This is a genomic window from Amaricoccus macauensis (genome assembly GCF_049800915.1).
Lineage (GTDB): Bacteria > Pseudomonadota > Alphaproteobacteria > Rhodobacterales > Rhodobacteraceae > Amaricoccus > Amaricoccus macauensis_A.
Genome location: NZ_JBNAFY010000001.1, coordinates 810283 through 827017 on the forward strand (window position 1 = coordinate 810283; position 16735 = coordinate 827017).

The window sequence follows — 16735 nt, forward strand, 5'->3', positions numbered from 1 at the left end:
GTGATCTGTTGAACTCGCTCAGACACAGTTTGATCAGATTGAATAGTCTGGCAAGCTCCCGTCGGCCCGCTTGATACCTTTTTCCCGGGCATCCACACAAAGATCTTCCAGCGTCAGCGTCTCGAACCGCGCCAGGATATCTGCATAGGCCTGCTCGCAGAGCGGTCCGATCACCAGAGTTCCCAGATCGCCATTCGATTGGAAACTGTCCTCGGTATCCAGCGAACTCGTCACGCGGATGACCTCCGCAACGGTAATGCGCCGCCGCTCCCGTGCAAGGGTATAGCCGCCGCGCGGACCACGAACGCCCCGCAGGATGCCGGCGCGCACGAGCTGCTGGAGAACCTGTTCCAGGTAGCGGTTCGGGATGCCCTGCCGGTCGGTGATCTCCCGCGACTGGACCGGCTCGGGGCGCGCGTTGTAGGCAATGTCGAGGACGGCCTCGAGGGCGAGGACGGATTTCTTCATGACCCGGATCATGTGCCTGCTCCTGCAACATCATGGGTTCCGGTGGAGCCGAAACCGCCCGCTCCGCGCCCGGTATCGTCAAGCGCCATGCGCATCTCGAACCTCACGGATACAACCGGCGCCGCGACCATCTGCGCGATCCGCATTCCGTGGTCGACCGTGAAGGGTTTGTCGCCCAAATTGATCACTATGACACCGATCTCGCCGCGATAATCGCTGTCGATCGTGCCTGGTGAGTTCAAGAGCGTCACACCGTGGCGCAGTGCGAGGCCGGAGCGGGGCCGAACCTGGACTTCGAAACCCTCCGGAATGGCGAGCGCGAACCCTGTCGGAACGAGCGTGCGCGCCCCCGGCGTCAGGCACCGGCCCGCTCCGCGTTCATCGAGGGGCAGATTGGCGCGCAGATCGAGCCCGGCCGCACCGGCGCTGGCTTGCGATGGTAGAGGAAGGGTCACGTCACGAGTCTCAAGCGCCCGCAACCCGATGATCACCGGCTTGACACCTCCGCTCATGACAGGGCCTCCGCGATACGGGACGCCAGTCGGTCCGCCATCGCGGTCTTGGACATTGGCTCCCACGCCTCCGGGCCGTCCTGCGTGATCAGGGTCACGGTCGTGTTCTTGCCCCCCATGATGCCGGTTTCGGGCCGCACATCATTGGCAATCAGCCAGTCGCAGCCCTTTCGCTGCCGCTTGGCTGTCGCATTGGCGATGACATCGTCCGTCTCCGCGGCAAAGCCGACGACAAGAGATGGACGATCTTCTGGCTTATGCGAGATCGTTTTCAAGATATCGGGGTTCTCCGCTAGTTCTATGGGGGGCGGGGTTTCTCCGCCCTTCTTCTTGATCTTGGACCGGGTTTCGGCCTTCACGTGCCAGTCGGCCACAGCAGCGGCGAATATCGCCGCATCTGCCGGAAGCGCGGCCTCAACCGCCGCCAGCATTTCCCGCGCAGTCTCGACCTCGATCACTGCGCACCCCAGTGGCTTGGGAGCACTGGCCGGCCCCGTGATGAAGCTGACCCTTGCCCCGCGCCGGACCAGCGCCTCGGCAATCGCACTCCCCTGTCGGCCCGAGGAGCGGTTCGCGATGTAGCGGACAGGGTCGATCGGCTCATGGGTCGGTCCCGACGTGACAAGGACATGCCGCCCCGCGAGGTCGCCCGAACCGAGGGTCGCGTCGATCGCCTCGACGATCCTCGCCGGTTCCGCCATCCGACCCGGACCGAACTCGCCGCAGGCCATCTCACCCGCATCAGGCCCGACCGTTAGAACGCCGAAACCCTGAAGAGTTTCGAGATTCCGGGCTGTTGCAGGGTGTTCCCACATCCGCACATTCATGGCGGGCGCCATCAGCACCCGCTTGTCCGTCGCGAGCAGAAGCGTGCTTGCCAGGTCGTTTGCCAATCCACCTGCGAGCTTCGCCATCAGGTCGGCCGTGGCAGGTGCGACAACCACGAGATCGGCGCTCCGCGACAACTCGATATGTCCCATTTCCGCCTCGGCTGTCAGATCGAAAAGCTCGGCATGAACCTTCTGGCCTGCGAGCGCCGAGACACTGAGCGGCGTGACGAACTCCGCACCGGAACGCGTCAGAACGGGTACAACAGACGCGCCTGCCTTCTGCAACAAACGGATCAGCTCAAGGCTCTTATAGGCGGCGATCCCGCCACCGATCACAAGAAGGATCTTCTTTCCGACCAACATTCCAAATACACGCGCTATGGTTGAAAGTGTTTATTTCAAACACCTTGTTAAATTAATATTCTACAGCCACTCACCATGTCGTGGCAAGCGCGAAGCCAACATATGACAATCGTATTCCGATTAAGCCGAAATCTACGACGCTCGCATTGATTGTTGGTAAAGACGTGCGGTTTTGCCGTTGCAACCCGAGCTATCCCGGCTAGATTCCCCCCCAAGAAACCGGGTGATTTTCAAGGAGAGCAAAGCAATGGCCGAGGACATGCTGGAAACAGGACAACCGGCCCCCGCCGTTCGTCTTCCCGCGGATGGTGGCGACGAACTCGACCTCAAGGATTTTGCCGGCAAGATCGTCGTGCTCTTCTTCTACCCCAAGGACGACACCTCCGGTTGCACAAAGGAAGCGGTCGGTTTTTCCGAACGGGTTGAGGAGTTCAACGCGGCGGGCGCGGAGGTCATCGGCCTCTCGAAGGACAGCGTCAAGAGCCATGACAAGTTCAAGGCCAAGCATGACCTGAAAATCCGCCTTCTCTCGGATGAGGATTGCAGCACCTGCGCGCGCTTCGGCGTCTGGGTCGAGAAATCCATGTATGGACGGAAATACATGGGCATCGAGCGTTCGACCTTCCTCATCGACCGGACCGGGACGATCCGAAAGGTCTGGCGCAAGGTCAAGGTTCCCGGCCATGTGGACGCCGTTCTCGAAGCGGTTAAGCTTCTCGATACCTAGAAGTAGAAAACCGTTCTTTCCAAGCGACTTGCGCAGTACAGGTTGTGTGCAACCTCAAGAAATGCGCGTTTCTTCCCATGTACAACTGCCCAATTGATCGGCGCTTCCCTGCCGATCCAAGTGAAATTGGCAGTTCGGCGTTGCTTTGCTCGCTCCCGCACCATAGAGACGGTCGAGGTTGAGGCCGAAGAGCAACACATATAGCGGCAGATTTGGGAAGACGGATGGCGAGTGTAGTGCGTCGGACAAACAAGGCTTTGTCCGGGATCATCTCTGAGAAGCGTGTCTATGTGCAGTCGGGTCAGTCTACAAGCTACGTCCGGATAACGCCGCTTTCCCAGATCATGATCGGCGGGGTCTCGATTGCCCTGGCCGGTTGGCTTGCGGCATCGACGTCCCTGGTCGTGCTTGATCGGATCGGCGCGCAGACCGAACTTGGCGAGGCCGTCGTTCTCCGGGATGCCTACGAGCAGCGCCTCGATGATCTGGCCGCCGAGCGCGACCAGCGCGCAGCGGAGGCCCGCTCGGCCCAGTCTCGCTTCCAGGTCGCCATGGAACAGATCAGCCGCCAGCAGACCGCGATCCTGAAATCCGTCGAGGAACGGCGCGAGCTGAATGTGGCGCTCGACCTCCTGCGCACGCGGCTGAATGAAGCCATTGAGCAACGCGACGCGGTGGCCGACGCCAATTCCACCCTGCTGAGCCGCATGGAAACCGTAAGCGAAACCCTCGACCAGCGTCAGGTCAACGGCGAAGACCTTACCGAGACGCTCGATGTCGTTTCCGCTGCGCTTTCGGAGGCTGCAACGGCGCGAGACATCGCGATGCGCGAGCGCGACGAGCTTGAGCAGAAACTGGCGGATCTCGAGATCCGCGAGCGCGTCAATGCATTGAAGCAGGACGAGATGGTCAACCAGCTCGAACAGGCGGTCGCCATCTCCTTCGGTCCGCTGGAGCAGATGTTCGAACGCTCCGAGCTCGACGTCGAGAGCGTTCTCGCCACCATTCGTCAGAACTACTCGGGTGAGGGCGGGCCGGAAGGCCGCGTTTCCGTCTCCAGCCGCTCCTTCGCCAACGACGAGACGAGTGCGCGGTTCGACGGAGTGCTGGAGAAGCTCGGCAAGCTGAACATGATGCGCATTGCCGCTGACAAGGTTCCCTTCTCGATGCCGGTCCTGGATTCCTACCGCTTCACAAGCGGCTATGGCTATCGACGCGACCCCAAGGGTCGCGGTCGGCGGATGCACGCGGGCATCGACCTAGCTGCGCCGAAGGGCACGCCCATATATGCGACAGCCGACGGTGTGGTGGTTTCGGCTGGCTATGAGGGCGGCTACGGCAAGGTCGTGCGGATCCGTCACGAGATGGGTTATGAGACGGTATACGCACACCAAACAAAACTTCTGGTTGAAAAAGGCCAAAAAGTATCGCGTGGCGATGTAATTGGTGCTATGGGTTCAACCGGGCGTAGTACGGGCGTACATCTGCATTACGAAGTTCGCCTGAACGGAAACGCCGTGAACCCCATGACGTACCTGGAGGCTGCCAAGGATGTTTTCTAAGACCCGCACCACAGAATCGGGCCCACAGTTCAACGATATCCCTGAGACGACCACGCCACCCAAACCAAGCGAAACGGCGACCTCCGCCGCTCCGCCGATCCCGAGCCCGGCTCCCAAGAAAGCCAAGCCAGCGGCCTCGGTCCTCTCCTCCGACATCACGATCACCGGCAATGTCCGCTCGAGCGGCGACATTCAGATCGAAGGCAATATCGAAGGCGATGTGCGCGCCCAGACGCTGATCGTCGGTGAAACCGCCACGGTCAAGGGTGAAGTGATCGCCGATGAAGTCATCACCCATGGGCGGGTGATCGGTCGCCTGCGCGGCCTCAAGATACGCCTTTCCTCTTCGGCACGCGTTGAGGGCGACATCATTCACAAGGCGATCGCGATCGAGAGCGGCGCGCAGTTCGAGGGCTCCGTGCAGCGTCACGAAGATCCGGTCGGCGGCGCGAACAATTCCTCGTCGCAGCGGTCACAGTCGAGCAATCTCTCCAGCGTGCCCAGCCCGGCGCCTGCGAAGGCCGTAGGCTGATCTGACGCCCGACTGGAGGGATTCTGGGGAGAAGACCCGGCTCATGGGGTGCCGGAGCAAGACCAGAGCAGAAACCTGATCACACGAGACTAGTCCGAATACCGCGCATCGAGCTGACGCCAGAGATACGCACGACCATCAGGGTAGGACGCCACGACCGTATCGGTCCCGTCCGGTTCACCCTGCGCCAGAAAATGGGCCACGGCCCGGCCCGCCGACAGATCTTCGGCAAGACTTTCAGCATCAAAACACGAGAACCACGGCGGCGGCGTGAGCGGTGTCGGTTGCAGTGCCTCGGGCAAATCCTCGAACACGACCGGGTCCGCCCGGAAACAGGCCCTGAGTTTCAGCGGCGAGGTTGAAGCATCGATCAGGTCGAGTTCCTGCACGGGCAGAACAAGCTCACCGAACCGCAAGACCTCGCTCTCTCTATCCCGCTCGTAATAGGCATAGAACTGGGTGTAGATCAGCCCCGCCGTGAAGATGACGAGCAGCACGAGAAACCCGAGAATGAACTTTCGGCCGCTCATGCTCCGTCGAGCGGCTGGCCGAAGCAGAGACGGTTTCCGTCCGGATCGACGATCTCGAACTCGCGCATGCCATAGGGCGTGTCATGGAGGGGTTTTGCCAGAACGATGCCTTGCGCCACTGCCCATTCCGCCAGCGCATCGACATCGGGCGTGTGGAAATAGACCCGCCAGCCCTGGTGACCGGGCGCATCGGGCCCATGCCAGCCATCGAGAAACACGCGCTGCCCATCCCGGATGAAGATGCCGAAGCGCGGCGGATCGCCGCCCTCTTCCGCGACGGCAAAGCCCAACTGATCACGCCAGAACGCGCGCGCTTTGGCGTAGTTGCTGACACGGAGGACCGGAACGGCCGAAGTGATTGTCATGGCTGCGCTCCCGCTGCTTCGGTCCGCAGGAAGGCATCGGCGCACTCCTTGGCCAGCGCCCGCACCCGCCCGATATAGGCCTGCCGTTCGGTCACCGAAATCACGCCGCGGGCGTCCAGCAGGTTGAAGAGATGGCTTGCCTTGATGCACTGGTCATAGGCGGGGTGCGCCATGACGATGCGCCGGCCCGCCTTGTCCTCGACCTCCTCGGACAGGATACGCGCGCATTCGGCCTCGGCATCCTCGAAGTGGCGCAGGAGTGTCGGCGTGTCGGCGACGTCGAAGTTCCAGCGGCTGTATTCCTGCTCGGTCTGACGAAAAATGTCGCCATAAGTCAGCGGGATCGGCGCGTCGGGATCGTTGAAGGGCATGTCCATCACGTGATCGACCCCGAGCACATACATCGCCAGCCGTTCGAGGCCGTAGGTCAGCTCGCCCGAAACGGGTGCGCAATCATGCCCGCCCACCTGCTGGAAATAGGTGAACTGGCTCACCTCCATCCCGTCGCACCAAACCTCCCAGCCAAGCCCCCAAGCGCCGAGCGTCGGGCTTTCCCAGTCATCCTCCACGAAGCGGATATCGTGGATCGTGTCGTCGATGCCGATGGCCCGCAGCGACCCGAGATAGAGCTCCTGGAGATCCGGCGGCGAAGGTTTGATGAGCACCTGATACTGGTAATAGTGCTGCAAGCGGTTGGGATTCTCGCCGTAGCGGCCATCGGTCGGCCGGCGCGAGGGCTGCACGTAGGCCGCGGCCCAGGGCCGGCTTCCGAGCGCGCGCAGCGTGGTCGCGGGGTGAAACGTCCCTGCCCCGACCTCCATGTCATAAGGCTGAAGAACGGCGCATCCCTTCCCGGCCCAATAGGCTTGAAGCCGCAGGATCAGTTCCTGGAAACAGCGCGGTTTGCTCATCGTCATCTTGTCTACCTTGGGCTCGCGTGCCGGAGCCCCGGTTTACCAGCCTCGCGCCCCGCGTCAATCTCGTCGCTCGTGGTCCCGTTAACCATGTTTTCCCGTTTCGTGGATTCAATCGTGAATTTAGGGTAAACAATCGGGGAAGTCGCATTATTCCCGGTTAGGAATTTGATATGTCTATTCAGGGCACTGCAGGCCCCGATGTCCTCGACGGGACGTCGGGCGGCGAGATTATAGAGGGTCTCGCGGGTGACGATCTGATCCGCGGAAACCGTGGACGAGACAGTCTCGAGGGAGGTCGTGGCAACGACACGCTCGATGGTGGCGGAGGCACGGATACACTCGACGGCGGTCAGGGCAGCGACACAGCCGATTACCGCGCGACCACCGTATCCGTGCTTGTCGGCCTCGATCCCGATGGCTGGTATGACCAGTACGACGGCACGTGGCATCGCTGGCGCTACACCGAAGACGCGGCATCGCAACTTGGCGGCGCATATTTCCCAGGCACGGGTTGGGATTCCGAAACGCTGATCGGCATCGAAAACGTGCGTACCGGATCGGGTGATGACAGCCTCTATGGCGATCTGCATGACAACCTGCTCGATGGCGGCACGGGCGACGACTATCTCTCGGGAGGCCTCGGGATCGATACGCTTGTCGGCGGCATGGGCAACGATACCGTCGTGTTCTTCTGGGAGGAGCATTTCAGCTTCTACGGCGATGCTGGCTGGGACTGGGAGTATGACTACGTCGATGTCTCGGCCCATGTGATCGGTCAGCTGACCGCGGACGGCGGCTCGCTCCGCATTCGGGGTGATGCGCTTTTCGACTGGGACCAGACCCCGATCGACATCCGGCAGGATCTGTCCGGGATCGAGAACCTCTCCACCGGCTATGGGGACGACGAGCTGCATGGCAACAGCGCTGCCAACCAGCTTTCCTCAGGCGCAGGCAATGACCTGCTGAGAGGTGGGGGCGGCAAAGACACGCTCTTGGGCGGCGAAGGGGACGACACGCTCGATGGCGGCGGCGGCACGGATGAGCTCGATGGCGGTGATGGCTTCGACGTTGCCGACTATTCCGCCACCGGCGTCGATATGCAGGCGGACCTCGCGCAGCAGCGGATCAGCTTCCCGGGCCGCAACTGGAACCCCGAAGTCCTCACCGCAATCGAGGGCGTCATCACTGGCAGCGGCGACGACCTTCTTCATGGGACCGCACAATCCGACTTTCTCGGAGGCTCCGGTGGCAACGATACGCTTCATGGCTATGGCGGGGACGACACGCTCGATGCTGGATACGGCACCGACAGGCTCTTCGGCGGAAACGGGTCGGATACAGCGGATTATTCCTCCGTCGGTCATGGCGTGAAGATCCGCATCGGCGCACAATTGGGCGAAATCTACAATTTCGGCGGCGGATTGCGTTCGCGGGACAAATTCGCCTCGATCGAGAACGGTACAGGCGGCAGCGGAAACGACACGCTTCTGGGCAACTCCGCGGCGAACACCTTCGACGGCGGCCTTGGAGACGACTACATCGAAGCCCGCGAAGGGGACGACACGCTCCTGCTGTCCTCCGGAAACGACACGATCGTCGGTGGCTCGGGCAACGACACCCTTGTGATCGACCACTCTGACGGTTTCCTAGGGAGCGCGACGTTCAAATACGAGGGTATGGAACGCGGTGTGCGATCATGGATCGAAACCGATCACCACGCCGACAGCTACGTCAACCTGACCACCGGTGTCATACGCGCCGGGGGTGGTTTCTCGGGCGTGAGCCATGCCGAGCAGATTGAAACAGTCCTGATCCGGGCTGGCTGGGGAGACGATACCGTCATCGGCTCTGACGCCGACAATGAGATCCATGTCGGCCATGGGGCGAATTTCGTCGAAGGAAAACGGGGCGACGACATCATCTATGGCGGATCATCCGCCGGCGAGGATTACAGCGACCTCGTCGATGATATTGTCTGGGGAACCTTTGCCTTTGACTATGGCTCCCAGGATGAGGAACTCTATGGAAACCAGGGGAATGACACCCTCCACGGTTCCGGCTTCCTGCATGGCGGTGAGGGAGATGACCACCTCATCGCAACGGACTACGGCCCGGAAATCACCATGACCGGCGGCAATGGCGCGGACATGTTCGAATTCAGTGGCAGGACAAAGGACATTCCCGGCGGATATTATCCGATGGATGTGGCGATGCTGGGTCGGATCACTGACTTCGATCCCGGAGAAGGGGACCAGATCGCCATAAACGGGCGATCACCGCATGATTGGAACGGACATCAGACGGAAGTCGAGTTCTGGCAGGATGGCGCAGATACGATCCTGTATTACGCCAACGAGGACTATGGCAACTTTGACGACATCTACGGCCTAACAATCACCCTCGAAAACTATGCCGGCTCACTGAGCGAGAGTGATATCGTCTTCGTCTGACCCCCGTGAATGTCGCAGAGCCCTGAAAATGACAAAGCCGACCCAGCGCCACGACTTTCCCTCACGTGTCGTCTGGACGGGAAACCGCGGCACGGGAACGAGCGCCTATCGCGCCTATGACCGAACGTGGATGATCGAAGTGGAGGGACGCGCGCCGATCCACTGTTCCAATGATCCGATGCTCGGGGGAAATCCGGACCTGCCGAACCCGGAGGATCTGATGATCTCCGCCCTCTCGGCCTGCCACATGCTCTGGTATCTCCACCTCGCAAGCGTAGCTGGGATCACGGTCCTGTCCTATGAGGATGCGCCCGTGGGCACCGGGGAGACAGCACCAGACGGTGCAGGTCGCTTCGTCGAGGCAGTCCTCCGGCCCCGGATCGAAGTGAAGCGCGGCGCGGATCTATCCCGCGCCGCGGCAATCCATGGCGAAATCCACCGCTACTGCTTCATCGCACGGTCGGTGAACTTCCCCGTCCGCGTGGAACCCATGTTCCACGAGGCGGCGAGCGATCACTCGCCGTAAACGCTCTTCCAGGCAACTTCCTTGATGGAGAAGCGCGAAAGCTGGATGTCGTTGAGATCCCGGTCGCTCAGAGCTTCCAGTTCATTCAGCGTCTGGCGATAGCGGCGATAGTCCGCAAAGCGACGCTTCAGAGCGGCAAACGTGCCGCGGGAGGAACCAAAACGAACGCCAGCGCCGTCGATCGATGCGTAAGCCATAGTACTCTACCTTTCCTCGGCCTGCCGCAGTGGATTGCGGACAAGCCATTACACCTTGGCTGTCGGCTCATGCCGAAGCCATCCGAGTTAAGGGCGGACCGAAGGCCGCCACGAGATTTTCCTCCGAAATTGTCGAGCCCCTCATCCACCGCATTCCCGCCCGGCCGCATCCTGCTGCGGTTCTGGCGGACCCGGGTTCGCGGGACCGTTTTGGGACGGTTTCACAATTCACGTTTTCCGTCCTGTTGCAGTGCAAGATACTCGTGATTTCCTTAAGCACAAGTAAACGGACGGTCAGATCCGCTATGCGTTTTCTGCAAAGCACATTGCCGCGACGGGTTAACGGGGGTGATTTGATCCTTGCAACCAAACGTCAGGGGCGCGACACCTGACCCCAGCCAGAAGGTCCGGGAGGGGTCATGAGCAACATGCGCGAAACCGTCATTTCGGCACTGCGGAACGTCATCGTTCCCGGCCGCGGCGAAAACCTCATCGAGGCGGACATGGTCCGGGCGCTCTCGATCGAGGACGGAACCGTTCGTTTCGTGATCGAGGTGGATCCGGCGGACGGCGAACGTCTCGAACCCATGCGCGCCGAGGCCGAAACCCGCGTTGCATCCCTCGAAGGTGTTGAAAAGGCTGTTGTTATCCTAACCGCGCATGGCCCGAAGCCCCAACCGAAGGAGCCACCCTCGCTCAAGGTCGGCCGTCATCCCACGCCCCAGGCGGGCCCTGCGACCGTGCCGGGCATTCGCAACATCATTCTTGTGGGCTCCGGCAAGGGGGGTGTCGGAAAGTCGACCGTCGCCGCAAATCTTGCCATCGCGCTCGCCCGCCAAGGCAAGAAGGTGGGCCTTCTGGATGCGGATATCTACGGGCCCAGCCAGCCGCGGATGATGGGCGTGAGCGGACGACCCGCCTCCCCCGACGGCCAGACAATCCTGCCGCTCGAGGGCCACGGGATCACGATGATGTCAATCGGACTCATGGTTGCGGAAGGCGAAGCGGTGGTCTGGCGCGGACCGATGCTCATGGGTGCACTGCAACAAATGATGGGTCAGGTGGCCTGGGGGGAACTGGACGTGCTGGTTGTCGACCTGCCGCCGGGCACTGGCGATGTCCAATTGACGCTGTCGCAGAAATACCAGCTCACCGGCGCGATCCTCGTCTCGACCCCCCAGGATGTCGCGCTGCTGGATGCGCGAAAAGCCCTCGACATGTTCCGCAAGACCAAGGTTCCGATCCTCGGGCTGGTGGAGAACATGTCCAGCTACATCTGCCCCAAATGCGGCCACGAAGCGCATATCTTCGGGCATGGCGGGATGCGCGCCGACGCAGAAGCGAACGGGCTGCCCTTCCTCGGGGAAGTTCCGCTGGACCTCTCCATACGCCTTGCGGGCGATGCCGGCAAACCCGTGGTCGTTTCTCACCCGGAAAGCCGCGAGGCCGAAGCCTTCTTGAAGATGGCGAAGGCCCTGATCGGCGAGGGGTACGCCTGAGCCGCAGATCGGCGGCTCAGAATCCCAGTGCAAGCTTGATGATGATCGCGTTGGCGATATCGACAAAGAAGGCCGAGACGAGCGGCAGCACGATGAAGGCCAGAGGCGCCGGCCCGTAGCGCTGGGTCACCGCGGTCATGTTGGCGATGGCCGTCGGTGTCGCGCCCAGCGTGACACCCGTGAAGCCCGACGAGACGACCGCCGCGAAGTAGTCCTTCCCCATGGCGCGGAAGACGACCAGCAGGATGAAGGCGGTTGCCGCCGTGGCCTGGAGCGTCACGGTCACCGCGAGCACGCCGACATGATCGGCCAATGTCCAGAGCTGCATCGACATCAGCGACATGGAAAGGAAAACCGACAGGCTGAATTCCTGGATCAGTGCCATGGCGGGGGTTCCGGCCGGCCATTCGGCGCGCCGAAAGAGCTTCGGCACGATATTCGACATGGCGATACCGGTGAGCAGACAAGGCACGAAGAGCGGCAGCATCACGCCCGCTTCTTCGAGCGCCTCATCGAGCGACACCCCGATTGCCACACAGATGTTGATCCAGAGAATGCTGCGCAGGAAATCGCTGTTGGTGACCGCGCCCACTTCCTGATCGGCCTCTTCCAGCGCCTCGCCGGCGAAGGACTCTCCATGATCCTCGGGGCGCGCCAGATTGTTGCGCTGGATCAGGAAGCGCGCGATGGGTCCCCCGAGCAGGCTCGCGACGATCAGCCCGAGCGTCGCGGTCGCGATCCCGATTTCCGCCGCGCCAGCCACGCCATAGGTCTCCTCGACCACGGGCCCCCAGGCGATCGCGGTGCCATGCCCACCGATGAGAGCCGCCGTGCCGAGCATCACGCCCGCCTGCGACGGCAGACCGAAGAACAACGCGCCAATGATGCCGATCAGGGCCTGAACCACCATGTAGCCCACGGTGAGCGCCAGCATGAGTGCAAGGATCGGTCCGCCCCGGATGAGGTCCGAAATGCGGGCACCGAGACCAACGGTCGTGAAGAAATAGACCAGAAGGAAATCACGCGCCGAAAGGTCGTAGATTACCTCGCGCCCGGTGAGCGAAACGACGCCCCAAGCCAGAAGTGCCGCCAGGATGCCGCCACTGACAGGTTCGGGAATCGAATAGGCGCGCAGAAATCCGATCGCCCCGGTCAGCCGCACACCCGCGAAATAGACCACAATGGCGAAGGTGAAAGCCGCAAATCCCCCGATCTCGATGGCAGACACCGTCTCAGTCGGATCCATCCCAACAGCCCCCTTGCTTCACTGGTCCGACCGGCCGCATCGTAAATGCTGCTCCGGAAACACCTGAAGCACGAAGGAAAAATGACAGAAAACGACGCCTGCGGGACGGAACGTTCACCTTCAGGTAGCATCACCCGCCACGCTCGCCAAGCCAAAAAGGGGGCCGAAGCCCCGCTGTTCACTGATCGGCGGGAGCTGTCTGTTCCGCCGGAGCAGGCTGCTCGCTTGGCATTGGAGCCGAAGCGGCCTCAGGTGCCTTCTTCGACTTGCCAGCCTCATCACCCGCATCGGAACCGGTCGCTTCGTCCGTTGCCGCGGCCTTGGTCGTACGTGGCTTGCGGCGGGTGCGTTTCTTCGGTGCGGGCTTCTCTTCCTCGCCTGAAGCTTCCGCCTGAACCGCTGCATCGGGCGCCGAGCCGTTGCTCTGGCCTTCCGGTGCCGCGGAGGGTTTCTCCTCGGCGGATTTTGCTTCCTCAGCCTGGGGGGCAGACTGCGCCTCAGCGACATTCTGCTCCGAAGCCCCAGCGTCCGATCCGTTCTTCGCCTCGGGCGCATCACCGCCCGGCTGGCCGGATCTTTCCTGTGCGCGAACCCGCGCCTCGCGATCTTCCGGTGTCTCCACCGGGCCGGAATTGTCGTCCGATCCGCGCGGGTCCAGGGTCACGAGCGCGGATTCGTCGCGGCTGTCCGAGCGGCTGTCAGAATTGTCGTTGCTGTCGTGCCCGTTCGAGCGCCGCGACTGTTGCGGCTGAGACTGGGCCTCTTCCCGGCGGGCCGCATCGCGCTGTTCGTGGGCCTGGCGCTGCTCCTGCATTTGACGCTGCGCATCGCCGAGCAAACGGCTGTAGTGCTCGGCATGCTGAAGAAAGCTTTCCGCTGCAACCCGATCGCCAGCCAACTGCGCGTCGCGAGCAAGCACGTTGTATTTGTCGATGATCTGCTGCGGCGTACCGCGAACCTTGCCATCAGGACCGGCGCTGTCGAAGACGCGATTGATGATGTTTCCGGCGCTGCGGCGCTGGCTCTGGTTGCCATTGCTCGACTTGTTCCGTGAACGTGACTTGTTCGATGGTCTCATGCTTAAGAGTTTCCGCCATTTTTTGGCTATACGGGCCTGCCGCCGCGCCGTAGCGCCTGCGCATACTTGCAGACCGAAGCGTCAATACACTTTCTGGGACCGCTGTGCGGCGCGACCGATGGGTCTGGGCGCCCTGCCCGCGGAACATTTGTAGTCTATATCCGCTCAGGCGCGGATGACAAGGCAAATCGGGGCGGGAAATGGTCTCAATTAAATAGAAATGTCGACAGAACGCGCTTTTCCGGCCAGATCGCGGTGCATTCGAACGTTTTCGAACCCCGCCCGGCGAAAGAGCTCCGGCACGCTTTCTCCCTGATCCGCCCCGATCTCGAAGAGCGCCCGACCCCCCGGAACAAGAACATCACGCAACCCCGCGGCGATCCGCACATAGCTCTCCAGCCCCGTCGGCCCCTCGCTCAACGCCATGTGCGGCTCCCAGTCGCGAACGGAGCGGTCGAGCGTCGCGATCTCGGCCCGCGGTATGTAGGGTGGGTTGCAGACCACAAGGTCAAAGCCGCCTTCAACGCCGTCGCACCAGTCGCCGGACCGAAGTTCGGCCTGATTGTCAACGCCGTGTCGGACGGCATTGCGCCGTGCAACGCGAAGCGCGTCATGGCTCCTGTCGACCCCCAGACCCGTCGCCTCAGGCCATTCCGAGAGCAGTGAAATCAGGAGAATGCCGCTTCCCGTTCCGAGGTCGAGCACCCTGCCGGGCCTGCGACCGGCGAGCGCCAATTCAACCAGCAGTTCGGTTTCGGGCCGCGGATCAAGCACATCCGCGCCCACCTCGAACTCCCGCCCCCAGAACCATCGCCGCCCCAGGATATGGGAAACCGGGCAGTGGGCGGCGCGGCGCTCGACGAACGTCTCGAAACGCGCGGCGGGCTCATTCTGGAGCATTTCCGGCTCCATGAGCGTCAGCCGTCCCGCGTCGATCCCCAAGGCCTCGGCCATCAGAAGCCGCGCATCGCGCGCAGGCTCGGGAACCCCGGCCTCCTTCAGTCGGCGCACCCCTGCCCTCAGGACGGTCGCCACGGTTTCTCGTGTCATTCCGCGAATTCTGCCAACCGTGCAGCCTGGTCGGCGGTCACGAGCGCCTCGACCACCTCATCGAGATCGCCCTGAATGACCTGGTCAAGCTTGTAGAGCGTCAGCCCAATCCGGTGATCGGTGATCCGCCCTTGTGGGAAATTGTAGGTCCGGATCCGTTCCGAGCGATCGCCCGAGCCGACCTGTCCCTTCCGATCCGCGGCGCGTTCGCTGTCCTGCCGCTGCCGTTCCATGTCGAAGAGCCGCGCCCGCAACACCTGCATTGCCTGCGCCCGGTTCTGGTGTTGGGATTTTTCCGACGAGGTCACCACGATCCCGGTGGGAATATGGGTGATGCGCACGGCGGAATCGGTGGTGTTCACATGTTGACCCCCCGCACCGGACGCGCGCATCGTATCGATGCGTATATCGCTCGCGGGAATGTCGATTTCGACTTCCTCCGCTTCCGGAAGCACCGCGACCGTCGCGGCAGAGGTATGGATACGCCCGCCGGATTCCGTTGCTGGCACCCGCTGAACCCGATGCACCCCGGATTCGAACTTGAGCTGCGCGAACACGCCCTCGCCGCTCACTTCCGCCATCAGTTCCTTCAACCCGCCGAGCTCGGTCGGCGTCTCCTCCACGACCGTCCATCGCCAGCCCCGCCTCTCCGCGAAGCGTTGATACATCCGCGCAAGATCTCCTGCAAAGAGCGCAGCCTCCTCGCCACCGGTCCCTGCCCGGATCTCGAGAATTGCAGAGCGGCTGTCCGCGGCATCCTTCGGCAGAAGCGCGATCCGCAACCCGTGTTCTGCTTCGGGAAGCTCGGCGTCGATGCGCTCGAGTTCTTCCTGCGCCAGATCCTTCATCTCCGGATCGGCCAGCAGGCGCTTTGCCTCTTCCGCCTCCCGGACAAGATCCTCGTAGCGGGCGATCTGTTCGACCACCGGTTTGAGTTCGGCATATTCGCGCCCCAAAGCCGCAAGATCCTCGACCGCCGCACCTTCGTTCAGGCGGGCCTCCAGGAATTCAAATCGGCCGCGGATCTGCGTGAGTCGTTCTGTGGGAAGCATGGCGGGGGATTTGAGAGATCGACACGCTTGGGTCAAGCAGAAGTCGCAATTTTGCCCGTTTCATGTCATGTTGCGATCATGGAGCGGGTCGTGATCATTGCTATCGCCACGATGATCCTGCCATTGGGCGGCCCGGTCCGTGCGGAACAGGCGCAAACCGCACCGGGTGCCAGCGCGATCGACTGCTACTGCCGCGACTCCAGCGGTAAGAGAATCGAGATGGGCGATGTCCTTTGCCTAAGTGTGGACGGTCGGAGCTTCCTCGCGCGCTGCTCGATGTCGCTCAATACGCCAATGTGGCGCGAGATTGAGCAGGGCTGTGTGATCTCAGGGCTCTTCGACCCCAAGCCGCTTCTGTACTGTGCTCAGCCAACGCCGAATGCGTTTTGCGTTCACCCCAAGGTCTGAGTGCCCGTATCTCGAACGCGAGTAGATCGCGAGCATGGCCCCATCCCCGCCTTCGGCCTCGATTACACGCACCGAAATATAGTCGGGAAAGCCGAAAAGCCCGCTGCGCTGAACGTAAGTTGTCCAGCCTTCCGCCGGTGCGCCCGCAAGCCGAGTCGTCCGGGGTTCGGAAAGCGCCACCGCGTCGAACGCCATGGCAAGATCAGGCGCGGGAACCGGGTATACGCCCGCGACCTCACCCTCACGTAGCGCATCAACTCCACCTGGCAATATCCAGTATTCGTTTGGTTTTCCGGAACTTTCAGCACTGAGCGGATCAACATGCCACACCGCCGGATCATCGGAGGAAAGCCGCACGGCTGCCATCAATCCGACGAGACCGGCAACCGCAAGGGCGAGACCCCAGAGAAAGAATTGCACGTG

Annotated in this window: 18 protein-coding genes; 6 read left to right on the forward strand and 12 right to left on the reverse strand. The window is 62.1% G+C overall.

Features of this window, described 5'->3' with window-relative positions:
- Positions 1 to 33: 33 nt before the first annotated feature.
- Genes ACP15W_RS03650 through coaBC form a run of 3 tightly spaced genes read right to left on the reverse strand, consistent with a single transcriptional unit; the run spans position 34 to position 2173 of the window.
- Positions 34 to 480 (reverse strand): RrF2 family transcriptional regulator, encoded by a 447-nt coding sequence (locus ACP15W_RS03650; protein WP_424931460.1) that lies wholly within the window; start codon positions 478 to 480, stop codon positions 34 to 36.
- Entirely contained in the window at positions 477 to 980 is a 504-nt protein-coding gene (gene dut, locus ACP15W_RS03655; RefSeq protein WP_424931461.1) for a dUTP diphosphatase, read from the reverse strand. Before dut ends, ACP15W_RS03650 begins: the two co-directional genes overlap by 4 nt.
- On the reverse strand, positions 977 to 2173 hold the full coding sequence (coaBC, locus tag ACP15W_RS03660; RefSeq protein ID WP_424931462.1) for a bifunctional phosphopantothenoylcysteine decarboxylase/phosphopantothenate--cysteine ligase CoaBC: 1197 nt from the start codon (positions 2171 to 2173) through the stop codon (positions 977 to 979). Before coaBC ends, dut begins: the two co-directional genes overlap by 4 nt.
- Before the next feature lie 247 nt (positions 2174 to 2420).
- On the opposite strand from coaBC, the gene bcp reads away from it, so the two are divergent.
- The 3 genes from bcp (at position 2421) to ACP15W_RS03675 (ending at position 4994) form a co-directional block, all read left to right on the forward strand.
- The gene (gene bcp, locus ACP15W_RS03665; RefSeq protein ID WP_424931463.1) at positions 2421 to 2900 is read left to right on the forward strand and encodes a thioredoxin-dependent thiol peroxidase; all 480 of its coding nucleotides are present in this window, start codon (positions 2421 to 2423) and stop codon (positions 2898 to 2900) included.
- 224 nt (positions 2901 to 3124) lie between these two features.
- Positions 3125 to 4462, forward strand: a complete 1338-nt coding sequence (locus tag ACP15W_RS03670) for a DUF5930 domain-containing protein (protein WP_424931464.1) — start codon at positions 3125 to 3127, stop codon at positions 4460 to 4462.
- Positions 4452 to 4994 (forward strand): bactofilin family protein, encoded by a 543-nt coding sequence (locus ACP15W_RS03675; RefSeq protein WP_424931465.1) that lies wholly within the window; start codon positions 4452 to 4454, stop codon positions 4992 to 4994. The genes ACP15W_RS03670 and ACP15W_RS03675 overlap by 11 nt, the downstream gene beginning before the upstream one ends.
- An 89-nt stretch (positions 4995 to 5083) precedes the next feature.
- Here ACP15W_RS03675 and ACP15W_RS03680 read toward each other — a convergent pair whose 3' ends face one another.
- The 3 genes from ACP15W_RS03680 to ACP15W_RS03690 are packed head-to-tail and all read right to left on the reverse strand — an operon-like array spanning position 5084 to position 6806.
- A complete protein-coding gene (locus ACP15W_RS03680; protein ID WP_424931466.1) occupies positions 5084 to 5524 on the reverse strand; it encodes a DUF6446 family protein in 441 nt (146 codons plus the stop codon).
- On the reverse strand, positions 5521 to 5889 hold the full coding sequence (locus ACP15W_RS03685) for a glyoxalase superfamily protein (RefSeq protein ID WP_424931467.1): 369 nt from the start codon (positions 5887 to 5889) through the stop codon (positions 5521 to 5523). The genes ACP15W_RS03680 and ACP15W_RS03685 overlap by 4 nt, the downstream gene beginning before the upstream one ends.
- Positions 5886 to 6806 carry a glycine--tRNA ligase subunit alpha gene (locus tag ACP15W_RS03690; RefSeq protein ID WP_424931469.1) on the reverse strand — a complete coding sequence of 307 codons (921 nt, stop codon included), beginning with the start codon at positions 6804 to 6806 and terminating at the stop codon, positions 5886 to 5888. Before ACP15W_RS03690 ends, ACP15W_RS03685 begins: the two co-directional genes overlap by 4 nt.
- 170 nt (positions 6807 to 6976) lie before the next feature.
- On the opposite strand from ACP15W_RS03690, the gene ACP15W_RS03695 reads away from it, so the two are divergent.
- Both ACP15W_RS03695 and ACP15W_RS03700 read left to right on the forward strand, forming a co-directional pair.
- Positions 6977 to 9256, forward strand: a complete 2280-nt coding sequence (locus tag ACP15W_RS03695) for a calcium-binding protein (RefSeq protein WP_424931470.1) — start codon at positions 6977 to 6979, stop codon at positions 9254 to 9256.
- A gap of 28 nt (positions 9257 to 9284) precedes the next feature.
- The gene (locus ACP15W_RS03700; protein ID WP_424931471.1) at positions 9285 to 9782 is read left to right on the forward strand and encodes an OsmC family protein; all 498 of its coding nucleotides are present in this window, start codon (positions 9285 to 9287) and stop codon (positions 9780 to 9782) included.
- Here the strand turns inward: ACP15W_RS03700 and ACP15W_RS03705 are convergent.
- A complete protein-coding gene (locus ACP15W_RS03705; RefSeq protein ID WP_424931472.1) occupies positions 9770 to 9979 on the reverse strand; it encodes a DUF1127 domain-containing protein in 210 nt (69 codons plus the stop codon). The genes ACP15W_RS03700 and ACP15W_RS03705 overlap by 13 nt on opposite strands.
- A gap of 419 nt (positions 9980 to 10398) precedes the next feature.
- Between ACP15W_RS03705 and ACP15W_RS03710 the strand changes: the two genes are divergently transcribed.
- Complete coding sequence (locus ACP15W_RS03710) at positions 10399 to 11478, forward strand: Mrp/NBP35 family ATP-binding protein (RefSeq protein ID WP_424931473.1); 1080 nt, start codon at positions 10399 to 10401, stop codon at positions 11476 to 11478.
- 16 nt (positions 11479 to 11494) lie between these two features.
- On the opposite strand, the gene gltS is transcribed toward ACP15W_RS03710, so the two are convergent.
- The 5 genes from gltS to ACP15W_RS03735 form a co-directional block, all read right to left on the reverse strand.
- Positions 11495 to 12724 carry a sodium/glutamate symporter gene (gene gltS / locus ACP15W_RS03715; RefSeq protein WP_424931474.1) on the reverse strand — a complete coding sequence of 410 codons (1230 nt, stop codon included), beginning with the start codon at positions 12722 to 12724 and terminating at the stop codon, positions 11495 to 11497.
- A gap of 178 nt (positions 12725 to 12902) precedes the next feature.
- Positions 12903 to 13802, reverse strand: a complete 900-nt coding sequence (locus ACP15W_RS03720; RefSeq protein WP_424931475.1) for a DUF4167 domain-containing protein — start codon at positions 13800 to 13802, stop codon at positions 12903 to 12905.
- Positions 13803 to 14012: 210 nt separating this feature from the next.
- A complete protein-coding gene (gene prmC / locus ACP15W_RS03725) occupies positions 14013 to 14852 on the reverse strand; it encodes a peptide chain release factor N(5)-glutamine methyltransferase (RefSeq protein WP_424931476.1) in 840 nt (279 codons plus the stop codon).
- A complete protein-coding gene (gene prfA, locus ACP15W_RS03730) occupies positions 14849 to 15904 on the reverse strand; it encodes a peptide chain release factor 1 (RefSeq protein WP_424931477.1) in 1056 nt (351 codons plus the stop codon). The genes prmC and prfA overlap by 4 nt, the downstream gene beginning before the upstream one ends.
- Before the next feature lie 327 nt (positions 15905 to 16231).
- Entirely contained in the window at positions 16232 to 16732 is a 501-nt protein-coding gene (locus tag ACP15W_RS03735) for a DUF1499 domain-containing protein (protein WP_424931478.1), read from the reverse strand.
- Positions 16733 to 16735 lie beyond the last annotated feature (3 nt).

Coding starts and splice junctions, on each gene's coding strand:
- gltS (WP_424931474.1), bottom strand. CDS start 12,724: ATGGATCCGACTGAGACGGTGTCTGCCATCGAGATCGGGGGATTTGCG.
- ACP15W_RS03700 (WP_424931471.1), top strand. CDS start 9,285: ATGACAAAGCCGACCCAGCGCCACGACTTTCCCTCACGTGTCGTCTGG.
- dut (WP_424931461.1), bottom strand. CDS start 980: ATGAGCGGAGGTGTCAAGCCGGTGATCATCGGGTTGCGGGCGCTTGAG.
- prmC (WP_424931476.1), bottom strand. CDS start 14,852: ATGACACGAGAAACCGTGGCGACCGTCCTGAGGGCAGGGGTGCGCCGA.
- coaBC (WP_424931462.1), bottom strand. CDS start 2,173: ATGTTGGTCGGAAAGAAGATCCTTCTTGTGATCGGTGGCGGGATCGCC.
- ACP15W_RS03705 (WP_424931472.1), bottom strand. CDS start 9,979: ATGGCTTACGCATCGATCGACGGCGCTGGCGTTCGTTTTGGTTCCTCC.
- ACP15W_RS03720 (WP_424931475.1), bottom strand. CDS start 13,802: ATGAGACCATCGAACAAGTCACGTTCACGGAACAAGTCGAGCAATGGC.
- ACP15W_RS03675 (WP_424931465.1), top strand. CDS start 4,452: ATGTTTTCTAAGACCCGCACCACAGAATCGGGCCCACAGTTCAACGAT.
- ACP15W_RS03650 (WP_424931460.1), bottom strand. CDS start 480: ATGATCCGGGTCATGAAGAAATCCGTCCTCGCCCTCGAGGCCGTCCTC.
- prfA (WP_424931477.1), bottom strand. CDS start 15,904: ATGCTTCCCACAGAACGACTCACGCAGATCCGCGGCCGATTTGAATTC.
- ACP15W_RS03685 (WP_424931467.1), bottom strand. CDS start 5,889: ATGACAATCACTTCGGCCGTTCCGGTCCTCCGTGTCAGCAACTACGCC.
- bcp (WP_424931463.1), top strand. CDS start 2,421: ATGGCCGAGGACATGCTGGAAACAGGACAACCGGCCCCCGCCGTTCGT.
- ACP15W_RS03680 (WP_424931466.1), bottom strand. CDS start 5,524: ATGAGCGGCCGAAAGTTCATTCTCGGGTTTCTCGTGCTGCTCGTCATC.
- ACP15W_RS03670 (WP_424931464.1), top strand. CDS start 3,125: ATGGCGAGTGTAGTGCGTCGGACAAACAAGGCTTTGTCCGGGATCATC.
- ACP15W_RS03695 (WP_424931470.1), top strand. CDS start 6,977: ATGTCTATTCAGGGCACTGCAGGCCCCGATGTCCTCGACGGGACGTCG.
- ACP15W_RS03710 (WP_424931473.1), top strand. CDS start 10,399: ATGAGCAACATGCGCGAAACCGTCATTTCGGCACTGCGGAACGTCATC.
- ACP15W_RS03690 (WP_424931469.1), bottom strand. CDS start 6,806: ATGACGATGAGCAAACCGCGCTGTTTCCAGGAACTGATCCTGCGGCTT.